The sequence below is a fragment of the Agrobacterium sp. fls2-241-TYG-188a genome (assembly GCF_030209845.1).
In genome coordinates this window covers 1-19011 of the sequence record NZ_JARVRD010000004.1, presented here as the reverse complement: position 1 = coordinate 19011, position 19011 = coordinate 1, and the positions used below count along the sequence as shown (strand labels likewise).

Genomic DNA, 19011 nt, shown 5'->3' with positions numbered 1-19011 from the left:
CGATCGTGCCAATGTTGACGTGCGGCTTGTTGCGCTCAAACTTGCTCTTTGCCATTAGTGGCTCTCCATTCTGGTCCCTTGAAGGGAATAAACTCTAAAATTCGTTTGGGGCGTACCCCGATCACTTCTGACCGGAGTACTTTGCCTGGATTTCCTGAGCAACGTTGCTCGGAACCGGCGAATAATGATCGAAGGTCATCGAGTACTGTGCGCGGCCTTGAGACATGGAGCGCAGGTTATCGACGTACTTGAACATGTTGGCCAGCGGCACATGCGCGTTGATGACAACGGCAATACCACGGCTTTCCTGACCCTGGATCTGACCGCGACGCGAGTTCAGATCGCCGATCACGTCACCGACGTAATCTTCAGGGGTTACAACTTCGACCTTCATCATCGGCTCGAGAAGCTGTGCACCAGCCTTCTTCGCTGCTTCACGGAAGCAGGCACGCGATGCGATTTCGAACGCCAGAACCGAGGAGTCAACGTCGTGGTACGCGCCGTCGATCAGGGTTGCCTTGACGCCGAGCATCGGGAAGCCAGCCAAAGGACCGGAAGACAGAACGCTTTCGATACCCTTCTGAACGCCCGGGATGTATTCCTTCGGAACAGCACCACCAACGATCTTGGACTCGAACTTGAAGTCTTCGCCTTCTGGGTTCGGTTCGAAGATGATCTTTACACGAGCGAACTGACCGGTACCACCGGACTGCTTCTTGTGTGTGTAGTCTTCTTCGTGCTGACGCGTGATGGTTTCACGGTAAGCAACCTGAGGAGCACCAACGGTCGCTTCAACCTTGAACTCGCGACGCATACGGTCAACGAGAATGTCGAGGTGAAGTTCACCCATGCCGGCGATGATCGTCTGACCAGATTCGTCGTCCGTCTTGACGCGGAACGAAGGATCTTCAGCTGCCAGGCGGTTGAGCGCGAGGCCCATCTTTTCCTGATCGCCCTTGGTCTTAGGCTCGATAGCGATCTGGATAACCGGCTCAGGGAATTCCATGCGCTCGAGGATAACCGGCTTCAGAGGATCGCAAAGCGTATCACCTGTTGTGGTTTCCTTGAGGCCAGCCAGAGCAACGATGTCGCCAGCAAAGGCTTCTTCAATGTCTTCACGGCTGTTGGAGTGCATCTGAAGCATGCGGCCGACGCGCTCGCGCTTGTCCTTGACCGTGTTGATGACAGATGTGCCCTTTTCCAGCTTGCCGGAATAGATACGTGCGAAGGTGAGCGAACCGACGAAGGGGTCGTTCATGATCTTGAACGCAAGCATCGAAAGCGGCTCGGAGTCGTCTGCGTGACGCTCGATTTCGGCTTCGGTCTTGAAGTCGATGCCCTTGATCGCAGGAATGTCCAGCGGCGAAGGCAGATAATCGCAAACAGCGTCGAGCAGAGGCTGAACGCCCTTGTTCTTGAACGCGGTACCGCAGAACATCGGGTGGAACTTCACGTCGATGGTGCCGCGGCGAACGAGCGCACGGATCTTGTCGTTGTCAGGCATGTCGCCGTTCAGGTAGGCTTCCATCGCTTCTTCGTCGATCTCGACAACAGTCTCGATCAGCTTTTCACGATATTCTTCAGCCTTGGCCTTCATGTCTTCAGGAATTTCGACGACGTCCCACTGAGCGCCGAGCGATTCGTCGCGCCAGATGAGTGCGTTCATCTCGATCAGGTCAACAACGCCCTTGAATTCGGTTTCTGCACCGATCGGGAGCTGCATGACAACTGCAGTGGCGCCGAGACGGGTCTTGATCATTTCTACCGAGCGGTAGAAGTCAGCACCGGTCTTGTCCATCTTGTTGCAGAAGATCATACGCGGAACGTTGTACTTCTCAGCCTGGCGCCAGACGGTTTCCGTCTGCGGCTCTACACCGGCGTTGGCGTCGAGAAGAGCGATAGCACCGTCGAGAACGCGCAGCGAACGTTCGACTTCGATCGTGAAGTCAACGTGGCCGGGGGTGTCGATGATGTTGAAACGGCGCATCTTGCCGTCGCGACCCTTCCAGAAGGTCGTCGTCGCAGCGGAGGTGATCGTGATGCCACGCTCCTGCTCCTGCTCCATCCAGTCCATCGTGGCTGCGCCATCGTGAACTTCGCCGATCTTGTGCGACTTACCGGTGTAGTAAAGAATACGCTCGGTAGTGGTCGTCTTGCCGGCGTCGATATGCGCCATGATACCGAAATTGCGGTAGTCTTCGATTTTATATTCGCGAGCCATAACGGACTGCCTTTCGGATCGGTTAGATTACCAGCGGTAATGCGAGAATGCGCGGTTGGCGTCGGCCATCTTGTGCGTGTCTTCGCGCTTCTTGACGGCAGAACCGCGGTTGTTCGCAGCATCCATGAGTTCGCCGGAAAGGCGATCAACCATGGTTGTTTCGTTGCGCTTGCGCGCAGCAGCGATCAGCCAGCGGATTGCGAGTGCCTGACGGCGCTCTGGACGAACATCGACCGGAACCTGGTAGGTTGCACCACCAACGCGGCGCGAACGCACTTCAACGTGCGGAGCAACGTTGTCGAGGGCCGAATGGAACACGCCGAGCGGCTCCTGCTTCGTCTTGCCCTGCACGACGTCGAACGCGCCGTAAACGATGCTTTCTGCGACCGACTTCTTGCCGTGAAGCATGATGGCGTTCATGAACTTGGTAACGATCAGATCGCCGAACTTTGGATCCGGGTTGATCTCACGCTTTTCTGCACTATGGCGACGGGACATACTATTTGTCTCTCAACTTTGAATGACGCTTTACCACGCGGAGAACCTCGCGCAGCGCCGGAATTTGTTAAACCGAATTACTTCGGACGCTTCGCACCGTACTTCGAACGACGCTGCTTACGGTTCTTGACGCCCTGCGTATCGAGAACACCACGGATGATGTGGTAACGAACGCCCGGCAAGTCCTTTACGCGGCCGCCACGGATCATGACAACGGAGTGTTCCTGAAGGTTATGGCCTTCACCAGGAATGTAGCCGATGACTTCGAAGCCGTTGGTCAGGCGGATCTTGGCAACCTTACGAAGAGCCGAGTTAGGCTTCTTAGGGGTCGTCGTGTAAACGCGGGTGCAAACGCCACGCTTCTGTGGGTTTTCCTGCAGAGCAGGAACCTTATTACGCTTTACCTGTGCCTGACGTGGCTTGCGGATCAGCTGGTTTACGGTAGGCATATAACCATCCCTTGCAAAAACTACTTTAGCCACCCTCTCGGATGGCGGTTATACCGTTTCCGGCAACGACGCACGCATAGCCTCATGCGCAAAACGTGGCCCAATCCGGTTTTCACGGATGGACCACTCAATGCAGAGGACGTAAATCATACGTCGTGCGTGCAACATTCGTGTCTCGTACGTGTTTTTGGATCCTTGTTTGAGGTGATCTCCAGAACGAGTCGTTCCAGACGGCCAGACCTCACATTGGCTCCGATGGCGGGCGTACTACTGTTTTAGGCCGCTTTCGTCAAGGGTGAATCCAAATTTAGTCCCCCAAGCAGCGGCCTGAGACCCCTCGCCTACGGGATTTCGAAAGGCTTTTAACATAAACGCCCTCTCACCGCACGCTTTTCCCATTCCGGCCTTTGGGTTTTCATAAAACCCGTCTATTGATTCCCTTGAGGGCAAAGAAGAAGGCAGGCCGAAACCGCCTCTCCTTCACATACCCCACAATCATAGCCAGAAAAGGAATCGCGTCATGATTACAGAACCAGACAACGACAACGGACGCGACGATGCCATGGTGTTCATCGTTATCGGCAAGGCCTATGAGCGCGAAGGCGACGAAGGCATCGACATCCACGTCATCCTGAGCGCCCCCGACGATGACAGCGCCGTGCGCGAAGCGCTGAACGCCCTTTCCGAAGAAGGCTTCCTCGAAGCCGACCTCGACCAGATCGGCATGCTGACGGACGCGCCCGACGAAGAACCACACGCCTCCGCCTATCAGGGCGCGCTTGAAGGCGAAGTGGCGATCATCCGGTTTGCATGACGCATGACTGAGCGTGCTTTTGTTACGAGCGCGCTCAGACACCTTCAGCCAGATAGACACTGACCAGCTTGATCAACTCACTCTGTGTAGCATCATCACAGACATCGTCCCTCCGAGCTGCGTTGTGAATCACACCGTCGATAGCGTCAGACAACATCCGTCCAGAGATATGATCGCGTGCCTGCGTTTTTCGACTTCGATAGAATGCAACGGCGTTAGCGTAATAAGAAATATATTCGATCTCGAAACTACTGGCAGGATCCGAATACTTTGCAGACCCCGGCGCTTCATCCAGCAATACGCGGTGCAGGCCAGGATTGACGCTGTGAGCGGCAACCATATTCTTGACCAATCGCGTTGCGAATTCGACCGGACAGAGACCGTCAGCCACAACGCTGCGCATCACGGCCAGACAATCATCCAGGTGACGGAGCCGGATAGCATCCACCAAAGAGAGCTTGTCAGGAAAATATTGGTATAATGAACCGATGCTCACACCTGCAAGGTTGGCGACCTTATTCGTTGTGAAACCAGCATATCCATCACTTAAAACGCGAGCACCCGCCTGCACGATGATCTCGACAGTGGCGCGAGACCTGCTCTGACGTGGTTCTTTCCGCATGAAAGTCGACTGCTTGGCAATGCGAGTAGACAAGTCAAATGCTCCATGGAAACATAAACACATTACTCACGTTCTTAAACTTGCTTCGGATTTACAACAATGTCTAGTTTGCTAACCACTCTTTTCAGCTACAATGCATGGGCTAACTCCGACCTGTGCGATAAAATGAAGAGCGTCGATAGTAACGCTCATTCAAGCGCATTTGCTACTGCCCTAGGGCTGATTTGCCATTACAACGTTGTTGCAAAGATATTCTCTGGACATCTGCAAGGATTGGCCCACGGTTTTACCTCCGACACGCTGGAAGTAACCCCTCCACTAGATGAACTAAGGTCGCAAGTCTTATCGGTTGATCAATGGTATATCGAATACATCAAGACCATTTCTGACGAATCTCTTGCTGAAACCGTCTCCTTCAGTTTTACGGACGGCGACAAGGGATTGATGAGCCGAGAGGAAATGCTATTGCATGTAGCTTTGCACGCTACAGTTCATCGTGGCGAGGTTGCCCGCCTCCTGTGGCAACTATCGCTCACTCCGCCGTGGGAAACACTCGCCGTATTCGTCCATCAATGCGAGCCGCAGAGGCGGCTTCAAGGATTGAGGCCAACGCAGGATACCCAAGCAACACTTCGTCTATAATTACTTCAAAGGCCCAAACGCAAAAAACGCCCGGATCACTCCGGGCGTTTCTGTTTGTACCAGACGGGGCCCTTTGCGAGGCCCCTATCCCAGCCACCGTTACTCGGCAGCTGGAGCTTTCTCTGTCATGTCCTGCAGCATCTGGTTTGCGGAAGACGAGCCTGTGCTCTTCTTGCGCTCTTCGATGATGAGATCGTCGCGGCTTGTAGCGATGCGGCGGATCTGGGTCATGGTGCCACCGGTACCGGCCGGAATGAGGCGGCCGACGATGACGTTTTCCTTGAGGCCCTGCAGCGTGTCCGTCTTGCCGGCAATTGCAGCTTCCGTGAGAACCTTTGTGGTTTCCTGGAACGAAGCAGCCGAGATGAAGGATGGCGTCTGCAGCGATGCCTTGGTGATACCCAGAAGAACCGGGTCGCCGTAAGCAGGCTTCTTGCCTTCTTCGATCAGACGGTCGTTGTTGTCTTCCATCTCGATGCGATCAACGCTGTCGCCAACGATGTATTGCGAGTCACCCGCATCGGTGATTTCCACCTTCTGCAGCATCTGACGCACGATAACTTCGATGTGCTTGTCGTTGATGACAACGCCCTGCAAGCGGTAGACTTCCTGGATTTCGTTCACGAGGTAGGAAGCCAGAGCCTCTACACCCTTGATCGCCAGAATGTCGTGCGGTGCCGGGTTGCCATCGAGAATGTACTCGCCCTTTTCGATGTAGTCGCCTTCCTGAAGGTGGAAGGGCTTGCCCTTCGGGATCAGGTATTCGACTGGCTCGACGCCGTCTTCCGCAGGCTCGATCTGAACGCGACGCTTGTTCTTGTAGTCGCGGCCCAGACGGATCGTACCATCGATTTCGGCGATGATAGCGTGATCCTTTGGACGACGCGCTTCGAAGAGTTCGGCAACGCGCGGCAGACCACCGGTGATGTCCTTGGTCTTGGCGCTTTCCAGCGGCGAACGTGCAAGCACATCACCCTGGAAGACCTTCTGACCAGGCTCGACCGAAAGAATAGCGTCAACCGAAAGCTGGAAGCGAGCTTCACCACCACGGGAGAGCTTCGCGACAGCGCCGGAAGCATCCTTGATGACGATCGATGGCTTGAGGTCCGAACCACGTGGTGTCGAACGCCAGTCAATAACCTGACGCTTGGTGATACCGGTGGATTCGTCGGTCGCTTCGAGAACGGAGAGACCGTCGACCAGATCTTCGAAGTGAACCGTACCTTCCACTTCCGTCATCATTGGACGGGTGTAAGGGTCCCACTCTGCCAGACGCTGGCCGCGCTTGACCTTGTCGCCATCATCCACGAACAGCTTCGAACCGTAGGCAACACGCTGCGACGAACGCTCGACACCACGCTCATCGAGAATGGTGACGGACATGTTACGGCCCATCGCGATGAGAACGCCTTCGGAGTTGCGCAGGCTGTTGCGGTTCTTGATCTGGATCGTGCCTTCGTAAGACGCTTCCAGGAACGACTGGTCGACCACGTTTGCCGTACCGCCAAGGTGGAAGGTACGCATGGTGAGCTGCGTGCCCGGTTCACCGATGGACTGAGCGGCAATAACGCCCACGGCTTCACCCATGTTGACAGGTGTACCGCGTGCAAGGTCACGACCGTAGCAGACGCCGCAGACACCGACCTGGATTTCGCAGGTCAGGGCAGAGCGGATGCGAACGGACTGAATGCCAGCCTTTTCGATGATCGCAACTTCGGCTTCGTCGATCAGCTTGCCAGCCTTGACGATGTTTTCGCCAGTAACCGGGTTGTCGATATCATCGAGAGCCGTACGACCGAGGATACGGGCGCCGAGCGAAGCAACAACCTGACCGGCATCGACGATGGCAGTCATGGTCAGGCCCTTGTCGGTGCCGCAATCCTTGGAGTTGACGATGCAATCCTGCGCGACGTCAACAAGACGACGTGTCAGGTAACCGGAGTTCGCCGTCTTCAGGGCCGTGTCTGCAAGACCCTTACGGGCACCGTGCGTCGAGTTGAAGTACTCGTTAACGGTCAGACCTTCCTTAAAGTTCGAAATGATCGGCGTTTCGATGATTTCACCCGATGGCTTGGCCATAAGACCACGCATACCACCCAGCTGACGCATTTGATTCGGTGAACCACGCGCACCGGAGTGGGACATCATGTAGATGGCATTCATCGGCTTCTGACGACCCGTCTCAGGATCAAACTCGACAGCCTTAATGCGGGCCATCATGTCTTCCGCAACCTTTTCAGTTGCCTTGCCCCAGGCGTCAACGACCTTGTTGTACTTTTCGCCCTGTGTGATCAGGCCGTCATTGTACTGCTGCTCGTATTCCTTGACCAAAGTTTCGGTGTCACCGACGATCTTGACCTTGGTTTCCGGAATGATCATGTCGTCCTTACCGAAGGAAATACCGGCGCGGCAGGCATGGGTAAAGCCGAGCTGCATGATACGGTCACAGAAAATGACCGTGTCTTTCTGGCCGCAGTGACGGTAGACCGTGTCGATCATCTTGGAGATGTTCTTCTTGGTCATTTCCTGGTTGCAGGTTTCGAAAGGCACGTTGACGTTCTTCGGCAGAAGTTCGCCAATGATCATGCGGCCAGGCGTCGTCTCATAGATCTTCGAAACCGGCTTGCCATCGGCATCAACGGTCTTGAAGCGGCCACGAATCTTCGCATGAAGCGTCACGACCTTGTTTTCAAGCGCGTGATGCAACTCGCCCATGTCAGAGAAAGCCATGCCTTCGCCGGGCTCGTTCTGGTTCATGATCGACAGGTAGTAGAGGCCGAGAACCATGTCCTGCGACGGAACGATGATCGGCTGACCGTTTGCAGGGTGCAGAATGTTGTTGGTCGACATCATCAGCACGCGTGCTTCCAGCTGCGCTTCGAGCGACAGCGGAACGTGAACAGCCATCTGGTCACCGTCGAAGTCGGCGTTGAAGGCCGTGCAGACGAGCGGATGCAGTTGGATTGCCTTGCCTTCAACCAGCATGGGTTCGAAGGCCTGGATGCCCAGACGGTGCAGCGTTGGAGCGCGGTTCAACAGAACCGGATGCTCGCGGATGACCTCATCGAGGATATCCCAGACTTCGGGCTTTTCCTTTTCGACCAGCTTCTTGGCCTGCTTGACTGTGGAGGAGTAACCCTTCGCATCAAGGCGGGCGTAGATGAACGGCTTGAACAGCTCGAGCGCCATCTTCTTTGGCAGACCGCACTGGTGAAGCTTCAGCTCAGGACCCGTCACGATAACCGAACGACCGGAATAGTCGACGCGCTTGCCGAGAAGGTTCTGACGGAAGCGACCCTGCTTGCCCTTGAGCATGTCGGAGAGCGACTTCAGCGGACGCTTGTTTGCACCCGTGATGACGCGACCGCGACGGCCGTTATCGAACAGCGCATCGACGGATTCCTGCAACATACGCTTTTCGTTGCGGATGATGATGCCAGGCGCACGAAGCTCGATCAGGCGCTTCAGACGGTTGTTACGGTTGATCACGCGACGATAGAGATCGTTGAGGTCAGAGGTCGCAAAACGGCCACCATCCAGCGGAACCAGCGGACGCAGGTCCGGTGGAATGACTGGAACAACCTTCATGATCATCCACTCGGGACGATTGCCGGATTCCATGAAGTTCTCAACAATCTTGAGGCGCTTCATGAATTTCTTCTGCTTCAGATCGGATGTCGTCTCGGCAAGCTCGGTGCGCAGGTCACCGGCAATCTTTTCGAGATTCATCGAAGCCAGCATTTCGTAGATGGCTTCAGCACCAATCATGGCGGTGAACTGATCTTCGCCGAATTCATCGACGGCGATCATGTATTCTTCTTCGTTCAGAAGCTGGTTCTGCTTCAAGGAAGTCAGGCCGGGTTCGGTGACGATGTAGTTCTCGAAATACAGAACGCGCTCGACATCCTTCAGCGTCATGTCGAGCAATGTCGAGATACGCGATGGAAGCGATTTCAGGAACCAGATATGCGCAACGGGCGCAGCCAGTTCGATATGGCCCATGCGCTCACGGCGTACGCGCGACAGCGTGACTTCGACGCCGCACTTTTCGCAGATAATGCCCTTGTACTTCATACGCTTGTACTTGCCGCACAAGCACTCATAGTCCTTGATCGGTCCGAAGATACGCGCGCAGAAAAGACCGTCACGCTCTGGCTTGAACGTACGGTAGTTGATGGTTTCCGGCTTCTTGATCTCGCCATAAGACCAGGAAAGGATTTTTTCCGGGCTGGCGATCGAAATCCGGATGGAATCGAAGTGCTGCGCCGGTACCGACGGGTTGAAAAGGTTCATGACCTCTTGGTTCATGCCTGTCTCCTTAGGGGTTTGGCCCCTTGCTTGCATCTGGCACGGTGAGTCCGCATCACCGACCAATGCCTAAAACATGATTAACCGCAAAATGCGGCGGAAGTTTCTCCCCGGAGGCCAGGCCTCGGGTGAAACTGGCAGGCACCCCAAAAGGTGCCTGCCATTCTGTTTCGTTATTCCGCCGCGTCAGGCAGCTGATCCGCCGCATTGGCGTCGTCGAGCTTCGAATTCTCGAGTTCGACGCTGAGACCAAGCGAGCGCATTTCCTTGACGAGAACGTTGAAGCTCTCCGGAATGCCGGCTTCGAAGGTGTCGTCGCCACGGACGATTGCTTCGTAAACCTTGGTACGGCCCGCCACGTCGTCCGACTTCACGGTAAGCATTTCCTGCAACGTGTAGGCTGCACCGTAAGCTTCCAGAGCCCAGACTTCCATTTCCCCGAAGCGCTGACCGCCGAACTGCGCCTTACCACCCAGCGGCTGCTGGGTAACGAGCGAGTAAGGACCGATCGAACGGGCGTGGATCTTGTCGTCGACCAAGTGGTTCAGCTTGATCATGTACATGTAGCCGACGGTTACCTTACGGTCGAAGGTTTCACCGGTACGGCCATCATACAGAACAGACTGACCGGACTCATTCAGGCCGGCCCTGGTCAACATGGCGGCAACGTCAGGCTCATGCGCACCGTCGAAGACCGGCGTCGCAATGGAAACGCCCTTCTTGGACTGCTCGGCAAGACGGATCAGGGACTCGTCGTCGAACTGCGAGACTTCGTCCTTGGCTTCCGAGGCGTAGACTTCCGTCAGTTCGCGCTTCAGATCGGTGATGTCGAGTGTCTTGTGATACTCTTCCAGCATGTCGCCGATCTTCTTGCCCATACCGGCGCAAGCCCATGCGAGATGCGTTTCGAGAATCTGACCGACGTTCATGCGCGAAGGCACGCCCAGCGGGTTCAAGCAGATGTCGACATGCGTACCATCTTCCAGGAACGGCATATCTTCGACAGGCACGATACGCGAGACAACGCCCTTGTTACCGTGACGGCCAGCCATCTTGTCGCCCGGCTGGATCTTGCGCTTAACAGCAACGAAGACCTTGACCATCTTCATGACGCCCGGAGGCATTTCATCGCCGCGCTGGACCTTTTCGACCTTGTCCATGAAGCGCTGTTCAAGGCGCGACTTGGATTCGTCGTACTGACCGCGAAGCGCTTCCAGCTCGGACTGAGCCTTTTCGTCTTCAACGGCGAACATCCACCACTGCGAGCGGGGATATTCGGATACGACGGCGTTCGAAAGCTCGACGCCCTTCTTGAAGCCCTTCGGACCGGCAATCGAAACCTGTCCACGGAGCATCTCGATCAGACGACCGTAAACGTTACGGTCCAGGATGGCCTGTTCGTCGTCGCGGTCCTTGGCCAGACGTTCGATTTCCTCGCGCTCGATTGCCATCGCACGCTCGTCTTTTTCCACGCCGTGGCGGTTGAACACGCGGACTTCAACGACAGTACCAAACGTGCCCGGAGGCATGCGCATGGATGTGTCGCGAACGTCGGAAGCCTTTTCACCGAAGATGGCGCGCAGAAGCTTTTCTTCCGGCGTCATCGGGCTTTCGCCCTTCGGCGTGATCTTGCCGACGAGGATGTCGCCAGGCTGAACTTCCGCACCGATGTAAACGATACCGGCTTCGTCGAGGTTCTTCAGCGCTTCTTCCGAGACGTTCGGAATATCGCGCGTGATTTCTTCAGGACCAAGCTTGGTGTCGCGGGCCATCACTTCGAATTCTTCGATGTGGATGGAGGTGAACACGTCGTCGGAGACGATGCGCTCGGACATCAGGATCGAGTCTTCGTAGTTGTAACCGTTCCAAGGCATGAACGCGACGAGCGCGTTGCGGCCAAGCGCCAGGTCACCGAGGTCGGTCGAAGGACCGTCAGCGATGATGTCACCCTTGTTCAAAACGTCGCCAACGGCGACCAGCGGACGCTGGTTGACGCAGGTGTTCTGGTTGGAGCGCTGGAACTTCTGCAGACGATAGATATCGACGCCGGACTTGCCTGCATCGAGGTCTTCGGTTGCACGGATAACGATACGCGTTGCGTCAACCTGGTCGACCACACCGCCACGACGGGCAGCGATGGCAGCACCGGAGTCACGGGCAACGATCGGTTCCATGCCGGTTCCAACGAACGGAGCTTCCGCACGCAGAAGCGGAACGGCCTGACGCTGCATGTTCGAGCCCATGAGCGCGCGGTTGGCGTCGTCGTTTTCCAGGAATGGAATGAGAGCCGCAGCAACCGAAACCAGCTGCTTCGGCGAAACGTCCATCAGGTTGATGTTGTCACGCGGAGCCAGCATAACTTCGCCAGAGTGACGGCAAACGACGAATTCTTCCGTAAACGCGCCTTCAGCGTCCAGTTCAGCATTCGCCTGCGCAACGTAATACTTCGCCTCTTCCATAGCGGAGAGGTAGATCACGTCTGTCGTCACCTTGCCGTCGATGATCTTGCGGTACGGGCTTTCGATAAAGCCGTATTTGTTGACGCGGGCAAAGGTTGCAAGCGAGTTGATCAGACCAATGTTCGGGCCTTCCGGCGTTTCGATCGGGCAAATACGGCCGTAGTGGGTTGGGTGAACGTCGCGGACTTCGAAGCCTGCGCGCTCGCGGGTCAGACCACCCGGTCCAAGAGCCGAAAGACGGCGCTTGTGGGTGATTTCCGAGAGCGGGTTCACCTGGTCCATGAACTGCGACAGCTGCGAGGAGCCGAAGAATTCGCGAACGGCAGCAGCAGCAGGCTTGGCGTTGATCAGATCCTGCGGCATCACGGTGTCGATTTCGATCGAGGACATACGTTCCTTGATCGCACGTTCCATGCGCAGCAGACCCAGACGGTACTGGTTCTCCATCAACTCACCGACCGAGCGAACACGACGGTTGCCGAGGTTGTCGATATCGTCGATTTCGCCCTTGCCGTCGCGCAGTTCGACAAGCATCTTGACCACGGCCAGGATGTCTTCCTTGCGCAGCGTGCGCACGGTGTCTTCTGCATCGAGATCGAGGCGCATGTTCATCTTCACGCGGCCAACCGCGGAAAGGTCATAGCGCTCGCTATCGAAGAACAGCGAGTTGAACATGGCTTCAGCCGAATCCATGGTCGGTGGTTCGCCTGGACGCATGACGCGGTAGATGTCGAACAGAGCTTCCTGACGGTTCTCGTTCTTGTCTGCAGCCAGCGTGTTGCGGATGTAGGCGCCGACATTGACGTGGTCGATGTTGAGGATCTGGATTTCGTCGAAACCCGAGTCCAGCATCAGCTTCAGCGTCTTCTCGTCGATTTCGTCGCCAGCTTCGAGATAGATTTCACCCGTCTCGTAGTTGACGATGTCTTCGGCCAGATAGTTGCCGTAGAGATCTTCGTCGGTCGCCTTGAGGAACTTCAGGCCCTTGTCGGAAAGCTGGCGCAGCAGACGCGGGGTCAGCTTCTTGCCGGCTTCGACAACAACTTCACCTGTGTCGGCGTCGACCAGTTCGGTGATCGCCTTGGCACCCTTCAGCACGTCAGGCTGATAAGGGAAACGCCAGCCATCGCCGTCACGGGTGTAGGCAGCCTTCGTGTAGAAGGTCGACAGGATTTCTTCGCCATCCATGCCAAGCGCCATCAGAAGCGATGTTGCAGGCAGCTTACGACGACGGTCGATACGCGCGTAGACGACATCCTTGGCGTCGAATTCGATATCGAGCCAGGAACCGCGATAGGGGATCACGCGCGCAGCAAACAGAAGCTTGCCGGACGAGTGGCTCTTGCCCTTGTCGTGGTCGAAGAAGACGCCCGGCGAACGGTGCATCTGCGAAACGATGACGCGCTCCGTACCGTTGACGATGAACGTGCCGTTGTTGGTCATGAGCGGCATATCGCCCATGTAGACGGACTGTTCCTTGATGTCCTTGATGGACTTCGCGCCTGTATCTTCATCGATATCAAACACGATGAGGCGCAGCGTCACCTTGAGCGGCGCTGCGTAGGTCAGATCGCGCTGACGGCATTCCTCGACGTCGAACTTCGGTGCTTCGAATTCGTAGGATACGAATTCGAGCATGGACGCACCGGAGAAGTCGGTGATCGGGAATACGGACTTGAATACGGCATTCAATCCCTCGTCGGGACGACCGCCCTTGGGCTCGTCAACCATGAGAAACTGGTCGTACGAAGCCTTCTGAACCTCGATGAGGTTCGGCATTTCCGCTACTTCTGGAATTTTGCCGAAAAACTTGCGTACGCGCCTGCGACCGTTAAACGAAAGGGTCTGAGCCATCGTCGCTCCTTTAAAATTGCATCCGGGCCTGCAACGGACGGGAACCGCTGGCCAGTCGATCCCGTCAATCCAATGAGTGTCTTCAATCTCGTTTCACGTCCCGAATTGTAAGGCCGGATTGCCTGTACAGCGCGGTTCGAAACCATTCTCTTGAAGAACCCATTACCCAAAAGCCATTTTCACGCGGCTTTTGGGTAAAAAGTTCGGTAGAAATGTAAACAGGAGACGGCGCGAACGCCGCCTCCCGAACATTCCAAGATTACTTAACGTCGATCTTGGCGCCTGCGTCTTCAAGCTTCTTCTTGAGGTCAGCAGCTTCAGCCTTGGAAACGGCTTCCTTGACAGGCTTAGGAGCGCCTTCAACGAGGTCCTTAGCTTCCTTCAGGCCGAGACCTGTGATAGCGCGGACTTCCTTGATGACGTTGATCTTGTTGGCGCCAGCGTCAACCAGGATAACGTCAAATTCTGTCTTTTCTTCTTCAGCAGGAGCAGCAGCAGCACCGCCAGCAGCAGCAACAGCTACTGGAGCAGCGGCAGAAACGCCCCACTTTTCTTCGAGAAGCTTGGACAGTTCTGCAGCTTCCAGAACGGTCAATGCGGAGAGGTCGTCAACGATCTTAGCGAGATCAGCCATGTTATAGTTCCTTTAATTCGGTTCGAACCGGTTTGAATATTTACAGCGAAAAACCGCCTTAAGCGGCTTCGTCCTTCTTGGAGTATGCCGAGAACACGCGAGCAAGCTGGCTTGCCGGTGCCGAAACAACCGTAGCGATACGCGTAGCAGGGGCGTTGAGTAGGCCCAGCAGCTTTCCGCGCAGCTCGTCCAACGAAGGCAGGGTCGCAAGCGACTTGACTGCATCTGCGTTGAGCGTGGTTGCACCCATGGCGCCGCCGAGAACAACGACCTTGTCGTTCGTCTTAGCGAAGTCCATGACGACTTTCGGAGCAATCATAGGGTCAGTGCTGTATGCAATCAGCGTCTGTCCCTTGAAGAGATCGATGATCCCTTCCGACTCCGTACCCTGAAGAGCGATCTTGGCCAGGCGGTTCTTCGCGACCTTGACGGTGCCGCCAGCAGCACGCATTTTCGAACGAAAATCGTTCATCTGCGCAACTGTGACACCAGCATAGTGGGCCACGACAACTGAACCGGAAGCCTTGAAGACTTCGTTCAGCTCCGTGACGAATTCGCGTTTTTCCGCTCTTTCCACTGTCTGTCTCCAGTAGATGGGAACACATTGAACTGTGAGCCCATCGGGTTTGCCTTTGCCTCAAGAGATCTTGTTGCCAAAATCTCAAGCGACGCTTGAGGATCCTGTCCCCCGCTCTGTCGCCGCAAACGGCTTCAGGCACAGGCACATCAGGTTCGAACCGGATTATTAAGCATCTTCAGATGCGAAAATCCGGGCCTTACCCGTCTCATGCAGGCTAATGATTAAGGCCTAGATCCCGAAGGAAATGGGCCGCCAGCAATCTCGGACAGGAATTCCAGGTTTCCCTGGAAATTTCCGGCCCTTGCGGGCCGGAAATCTTGTTTGCCGCACCCCACAAGGGAAGCAGCGAATTGATTAGGCCGTAACCGACGATGGCTCGATGCGAACGCCTGGACCCATGGTCGAGGAAATCGCTACGCGCTTGACGTAGTTACCCTTTGCGCCAGCTGGCTTCGCCTTGATGACGGCGTCAGCAAAAGCCTTGATGTTTTCTTCGAGTGCCTTGGCGTCGAAGGAAGCCTTGCCGATGCCGGCGTGTACGATACCGGCCTTTTCGACGCGGAATTCAACAGCGCCGCCCTTGGAAGCCTTGATAGCTCCAGCAACGTCCATCGTAACCGTACCAACCTTCGGGTTAGGCATCATGCCGCGTGGGCCGAGAACCTTGCCGAGACGACCGACGAGCGGCATCATGTCAGGAGTGGCGATAACGCGATCGAAGTCGATCTTGCCGCCCTGAACGATTTCAAGCAGGTCTTCTGCACCAACGATGTCTGCGCCAGCAGCCTTGGCTTCATCAGCCTTGGCGCCACGAGCAAAAACTGCGACGCGAACGTCACGGCCTGTGCCGTTTGGCAGGTTAACAACGCCGCGAACCATCTGGTCTGCGTGACGTGGGTCAACACCGAGGTTCATGGACACTTCAACGGTTTCGTCGAACTTGGCTACTGCCCGTTCCTTGACCATCGAGATGGCGTCGGTGAGGACGTAGAGGGTCTTTGGATCAACGCCTTCGCGGATCTTCTGTACGCGCTTTGCAAGCTTTGCCATGATCAACCTACCACTTCCAGGCCCATGGCGCGGGCAGAGCCCTCAACCATAGCCATTGCGCCTTCGATGTTGGCTGCGTTCAGATCCTTCATCTTGGCTTCAGCGATCGTCTTGACCTGAGCCTTGGTGATGGAGCCGACCTTGGCGCCCTTGCCAGGCGTCTTGGAACCGGAGGTGATTTTCGCTTCCTTCTTCAGCCAGTACGTCATTGGCGGCTGCTTCATGACGAAGGTGAAGGACTTGTCCTGGTAATAGGTGATGACGACCGGAATCGGCATACCCTTTTCCATTTCCTGCGTAGCGGCGTTGAACGCCTTGCAGAATTCCATGATGTTAATGCCACGCTGACCAAGCGCAGGACCAATTGGCGGGGACGGGTTAGCCGATCCTGCCTTGACCTGAAGCTTGAGCTGGCCTGCAACTTTCTTAGCCATATCTCTCTGCCTTTCAAATCGAACCGGTTACCCGGCTCATATGCCGGAAAATCCGGCGGCTGCGGTTGCGTGGTGCGATCCCTGCCCCGGCTTGAGAGCCAGGAAATCTTCCACGCGTTATGCGGACTTGCCGCATCACATCAGTTGGAAAGCAATGACTTGCCTGTTCTTCCTGATGAATTGGATGAAAGGCGCAAGCGCCTTTCTGATCTCGTCAAACCTTCTCGACCTGAGCGTATTCCAGCTCAACCGGTGTTGCACGACCGAAGATCGAGACTTCCACCTTCAGGCGCGAACGCTCTTCATCGACATCCTGAACCACACCGTTGAACGATGCGAACGGACCGTCGGAGACGCGAACCTGCTCGCCGATTTCGAACGATACCGAAGACTTCGGACGCTCGACACCTTCCTGAACCTGACCGAGAATCCGGTCTGCTTCAGAATCTGGAATCGGAACAGGCTTGTTATCCGAACCCAGAAAGCCCGTGACCTTGGGCGTATTCTTGATGAGGTGATAGGCCTCATCCGTCAGGTTGGCGCGCACCAGCACGTAACCCGGGAAAAACTTGCGCTCGCTATCGACCTTGCGACCACGACGAACCTCGACAACCTTTTCGGTCGGCACGAGGATTTTCTCAAACAAATGATCAAGGCCCTTCTGACGGACCTTCTCTTCGATCGACTCAGCGACCTTCTTTTCGAAGTTCGAATATGCCTGAACAATATACCAACGCGCTGCCATCTTTACTCTCCGCTCAATTCGTTACCGGCCGACGCTCAGAACGAGACTGAGCAACCAGCCGATAAGCTGGTCAGCCGCAAAGAAGAACAGTGCCGCAAAGATGACCATAACCAGCACCATAGCCGTAGAAATCATCGTTTCGCGGCGCGACGGCCAAGTGATCTTCGACGCTTCGGCGCGAACCTGCTGCAGAAACGTAAACGGATTGGTTTTGGATGCCATTGACTGCCCACGCAATTACGGCACGTAAAGCCGATACTAATCAGCCCCACGCACCGCGTGTCTGTTTTGACCTACATAAACGCCGATTCCCTATTTAACAAGAGGAAATCGACATTCGGCGAATTTGACCGGTACACCGGCACCTCACCTGCCCTGCAGCGATGCCCCGCGCTTGCGGATGAGGAATGGCAGGGGCAGTAAGGCTCGAACTTACGACCTGCGGTTTTGGAGACCGCCGCTCTACCAACTGAGCTATACCCCTGCAGCACCGAAACCGGGGACACGAAACCGCGTCCCTCAATCGGTATGCCGCTCTTTAAAGCGCGAATAAAAGAATGGCAAGGGTGTTTTTGATTTTTTCCACCAACACCCTGCGGATTCCATTTATCTCACGTCTTCACATAGTTGCGCCAGTTGTGCTCTTCCTTGAAGCCGAGGACTTCGCGGATCTTGCGGTTGGAATAAAGTCCTTCCCCCTCTTCCAACTCGCGGGTAAATGGGACATCCGGGAAATATCGACGGGCTAGCTCTGTCGCAGGCACGTCGGCGGTCGGCGTGTCATTTGCGGCGTTGAAGACCTGAAATCCCAGCCCGTCCTTTTCCACACAAAGATGGCAGATCTGGCCGAGGTCACGGGCATCGATGTAATTCCAGGCGTTGCGCTTGCGGCTTTCCGGATCGGCCAGGAACGCAGGGAATTTATCATATTCATGAGGCTCGATGACATTGCCGATTCGCAGCGCGTAGACATCGATCCCGAAACGCTCCGCGAAGGCCCTCGCCGTCTTCTCATTCACGACCTTTGACAGCCCATAGGAGTCCATGGGATCGACATCATAGTCTTCCTCAAGTGGGAACTGGTGGGCATCCTTGTGGCCTTCGGCAAAGCAAATTCCGTAGGTTGTTTCAGAGGAGGCAATGATGATCTTGCGGATGCCGAGCTTCGCCGCCGCCTCAATAACATTGTAGGTGCCCATAGTGTTGACGCGGAATGTCTCGTTGTCCGGCTTGATCAGGATGCGCGGGATGGCAGCAAAGTGGATCACCGCATCATAGGGGATTACACCCCTACCCGTCTCCAGATCCGAAAAATCGCGATGCATGGAGAGCGCGTTGAACACTTGTCCACTATCGGTGACATCGACAGTCAGGTTGGTAACGCCAGGGCTTTCCAGCGGTACGAGATCGAGATTGTGAACTTCGTAGCCGTTCGCCCCGAGCCAGGGCACCACATGCTTGCCCGCCTTGCCGGAGCCGCCCGTGAACAGAATGCGCTTTGCCATGAAATCTCTCCCGATGCTTTAAACAGGAGGGATAGGTAAGGACTTTATCCAGCGGCACAAGGGCCAATATCTCGGTTCGGCGACAAACAAAAAAGCCCCGCTGTTTCCAGCGGGGCTTTCGTTTCTCCCTTACGGGAAAAGATTACTCGACGATCGAGGCAACGATGCCAGCGCCGACGGTACGGCCGCCTTCGCG

At 55.8% G+C, this 19011-nt stretch carries 15 protein-coding genes and 1 tRNA gene; 2 read left to right on the top strand and 14 right to left on the bottom strand.

Translation table 11 applies throughout. The features are described 5' to 3' along the window. Positions 1 to 121: 121 nt before the first annotated feature. From fusA to rpsL, 3 genes are all read right to left on the bottom strand, one after another. Positions 122 to 2221, bottom strand: a complete 2100-nt coding sequence (gene fusA / locus QRN85_RS17835) for an elongation factor G (RefSeq protein ID WP_062588812.1) — start codon at positions 2219 to 2221, stop codon at positions 122 to 124. Between the two features lie 27 nt (positions 2222 to 2248). Further along, positions 2249 to 2719, bottom strand: a complete 471-nt coding sequence (gene rpsG, locus QRN85_RS17830) for a 30S ribosomal protein S7 (protein ID WP_062588813.1) — start codon at positions 2717 to 2719, stop codon at positions 2249 to 2251. A 77-nt stretch (positions 2720 to 2796) separates the two neighbouring features. Continuing rightward, positions 2797 to 3168 (bottom strand): 30S ribosomal protein S12, encoded by a 372-nt coding sequence (gene rpsL / locus QRN85_RS17825; protein WP_003507760.1) that lies wholly within the window; start codon positions 3166 to 3168, stop codon positions 2797 to 2799. 520 nt (positions 3169 to 3688) lie between these two features. Here rpsL and QRN85_RS17820 point away from each other — a divergent pair. Then, on the top strand, positions 3689 to 3982 hold the full coding sequence (locus tag QRN85_RS17820; protein WP_062450737.1) for a hypothetical protein: 294 nt from the start codon (positions 3689 to 3691) through the stop codon (positions 3980 to 3982). A gap of 34 nt (positions 3983 to 4016) precedes the next feature. Here the strand turns inward: QRN85_RS17820 and QRN85_RS17815 are convergent, their stop codons facing one another. Continuing rightward, the gene (locus QRN85_RS17815; protein WP_350225081.1) at positions 4017 to 4637 is read right to left on the bottom strand and encodes a TetR/AcrR family transcriptional regulator; all 621 of its coding nucleotides are present in this window, start codon (positions 4635 to 4637) and stop codon (positions 4017 to 4019) included. 66 nt (positions 4638 to 4703) lie between these two features. Between QRN85_RS17815 and QRN85_RS17810 the strand changes: the two genes are divergently transcribed. Next, positions 4704 to 5246 carry a DinB family protein gene (locus QRN85_RS17810; protein WP_284759615.1) on the top strand — a complete coding sequence of 181 codons (543 nt, stop codon included), beginning with the start codon at positions 4704 to 4706 and terminating at the stop codon, positions 5244 to 5246. 99 nt (positions 5247 to 5345) lie between these two features. Here the strand turns inward: QRN85_RS17810 and rpoC are convergent, their stop codons facing one another. The 10 genes from rpoC to QRN85_RS17760 all read right to left on the bottom strand — a co-directional run bounded on the left by rpoC (position 5346) and on the right by QRN85_RS17760 (position 18815). Next, complete coding sequence (rpoC, locus tag QRN85_RS17805; protein ID WP_062588817.1) at positions 5346 to 9554, bottom strand: DNA-directed RNA polymerase subunit beta'; 4209 nt, start codon at positions 9552 to 9554, stop codon at positions 5346 to 5348. Positions 9555 to 9727: 173 nt separating this feature from the next. Continuing rightward, positions 9728 to 13867 (bottom strand): DNA-directed RNA polymerase subunit beta, encoded by a 4140-nt coding sequence (gene rpoB / locus QRN85_RS17800; RefSeq protein ID WP_062588819.1) that lies wholly within the window; start codon positions 13865 to 13867, stop codon positions 9728 to 9730. A 259-nt stretch (positions 13868 to 14126) separates the two neighbouring features. After that, positions 14127 to 14501 carry a 50S ribosomal protein L7/L12 gene (rplL, locus tag QRN85_RS17795; protein WP_062588821.1) on the bottom strand — a complete coding sequence of 125 codons (375 nt, stop codon included), beginning with the start codon at positions 14499 to 14501 and terminating at the stop codon, positions 14127 to 14129. 58 nt (positions 14502 to 14559) lie between these two features. Beyond that, positions 14560 to 15078 (bottom strand): 50S ribosomal protein L10, encoded by a 519-nt coding sequence (rplJ, locus tag QRN85_RS17790; protein ID WP_062588823.1) that lies wholly within the window; start codon positions 15076 to 15078, stop codon positions 14560 to 14562. Positions 15079 to 15435: 357 nt separating this feature from the next. Continuing rightward, positions 15436 to 16131 (bottom strand): 50S ribosomal protein L1, encoded by a 696-nt coding sequence (gene rplA / locus QRN85_RS17785; RefSeq protein ID WP_284759614.1) that lies wholly within the window; start codon positions 16129 to 16131, stop codon positions 15436 to 15438. A gap of 2 nt (positions 16132 to 16133) precedes the next feature. After that, positions 16134 to 16565, bottom strand: a complete 432-nt coding sequence (gene rplK / locus QRN85_RS17780; RefSeq protein ID WP_062588826.1) for a 50S ribosomal protein L11 — start codon at positions 16563 to 16565, stop codon at positions 16134 to 16136. A 214-nt stretch (positions 16566 to 16779) separates the two neighbouring features. Next, positions 16780 to 17310: a transcription termination/antitermination protein NusG gene (gene nusG, locus QRN85_RS17775; RefSeq protein WP_045232861.1), complete on the bottom strand. Its 531-nt coding sequence runs from the start codon at positions 17308 to 17310 to the stop codon at positions 16780 to 16782. A 21-nt stretch (positions 17311 to 17331) separates the two neighbouring features. After that, complete coding sequence (gene secE, locus QRN85_RS17770) at positions 17332 to 17532, bottom strand: preprotein translocase subunit SecE (protein ID WP_042618546.1); 201 nt, start codon at positions 17530 to 17532, stop codon at positions 17332 to 17334. 186 nt (positions 17533 to 17718) lie between these two features. Next, positions 17719 to 17794 (bottom strand) — tRNA-Trp (locus tag QRN85_RS17765). Between the two features lie 127 nt (positions 17795 to 17921). Then, on the bottom strand, positions 17922 to 18815 hold the full coding sequence (locus tag QRN85_RS17760; RefSeq protein WP_284759613.1) for an NAD-dependent epimerase/dehydratase family protein: 894 nt from the start codon (positions 18813 to 18815) through the stop codon (positions 17922 to 17924). Positions 18816 to 19011: the final 196 nt, after the last annotated feature.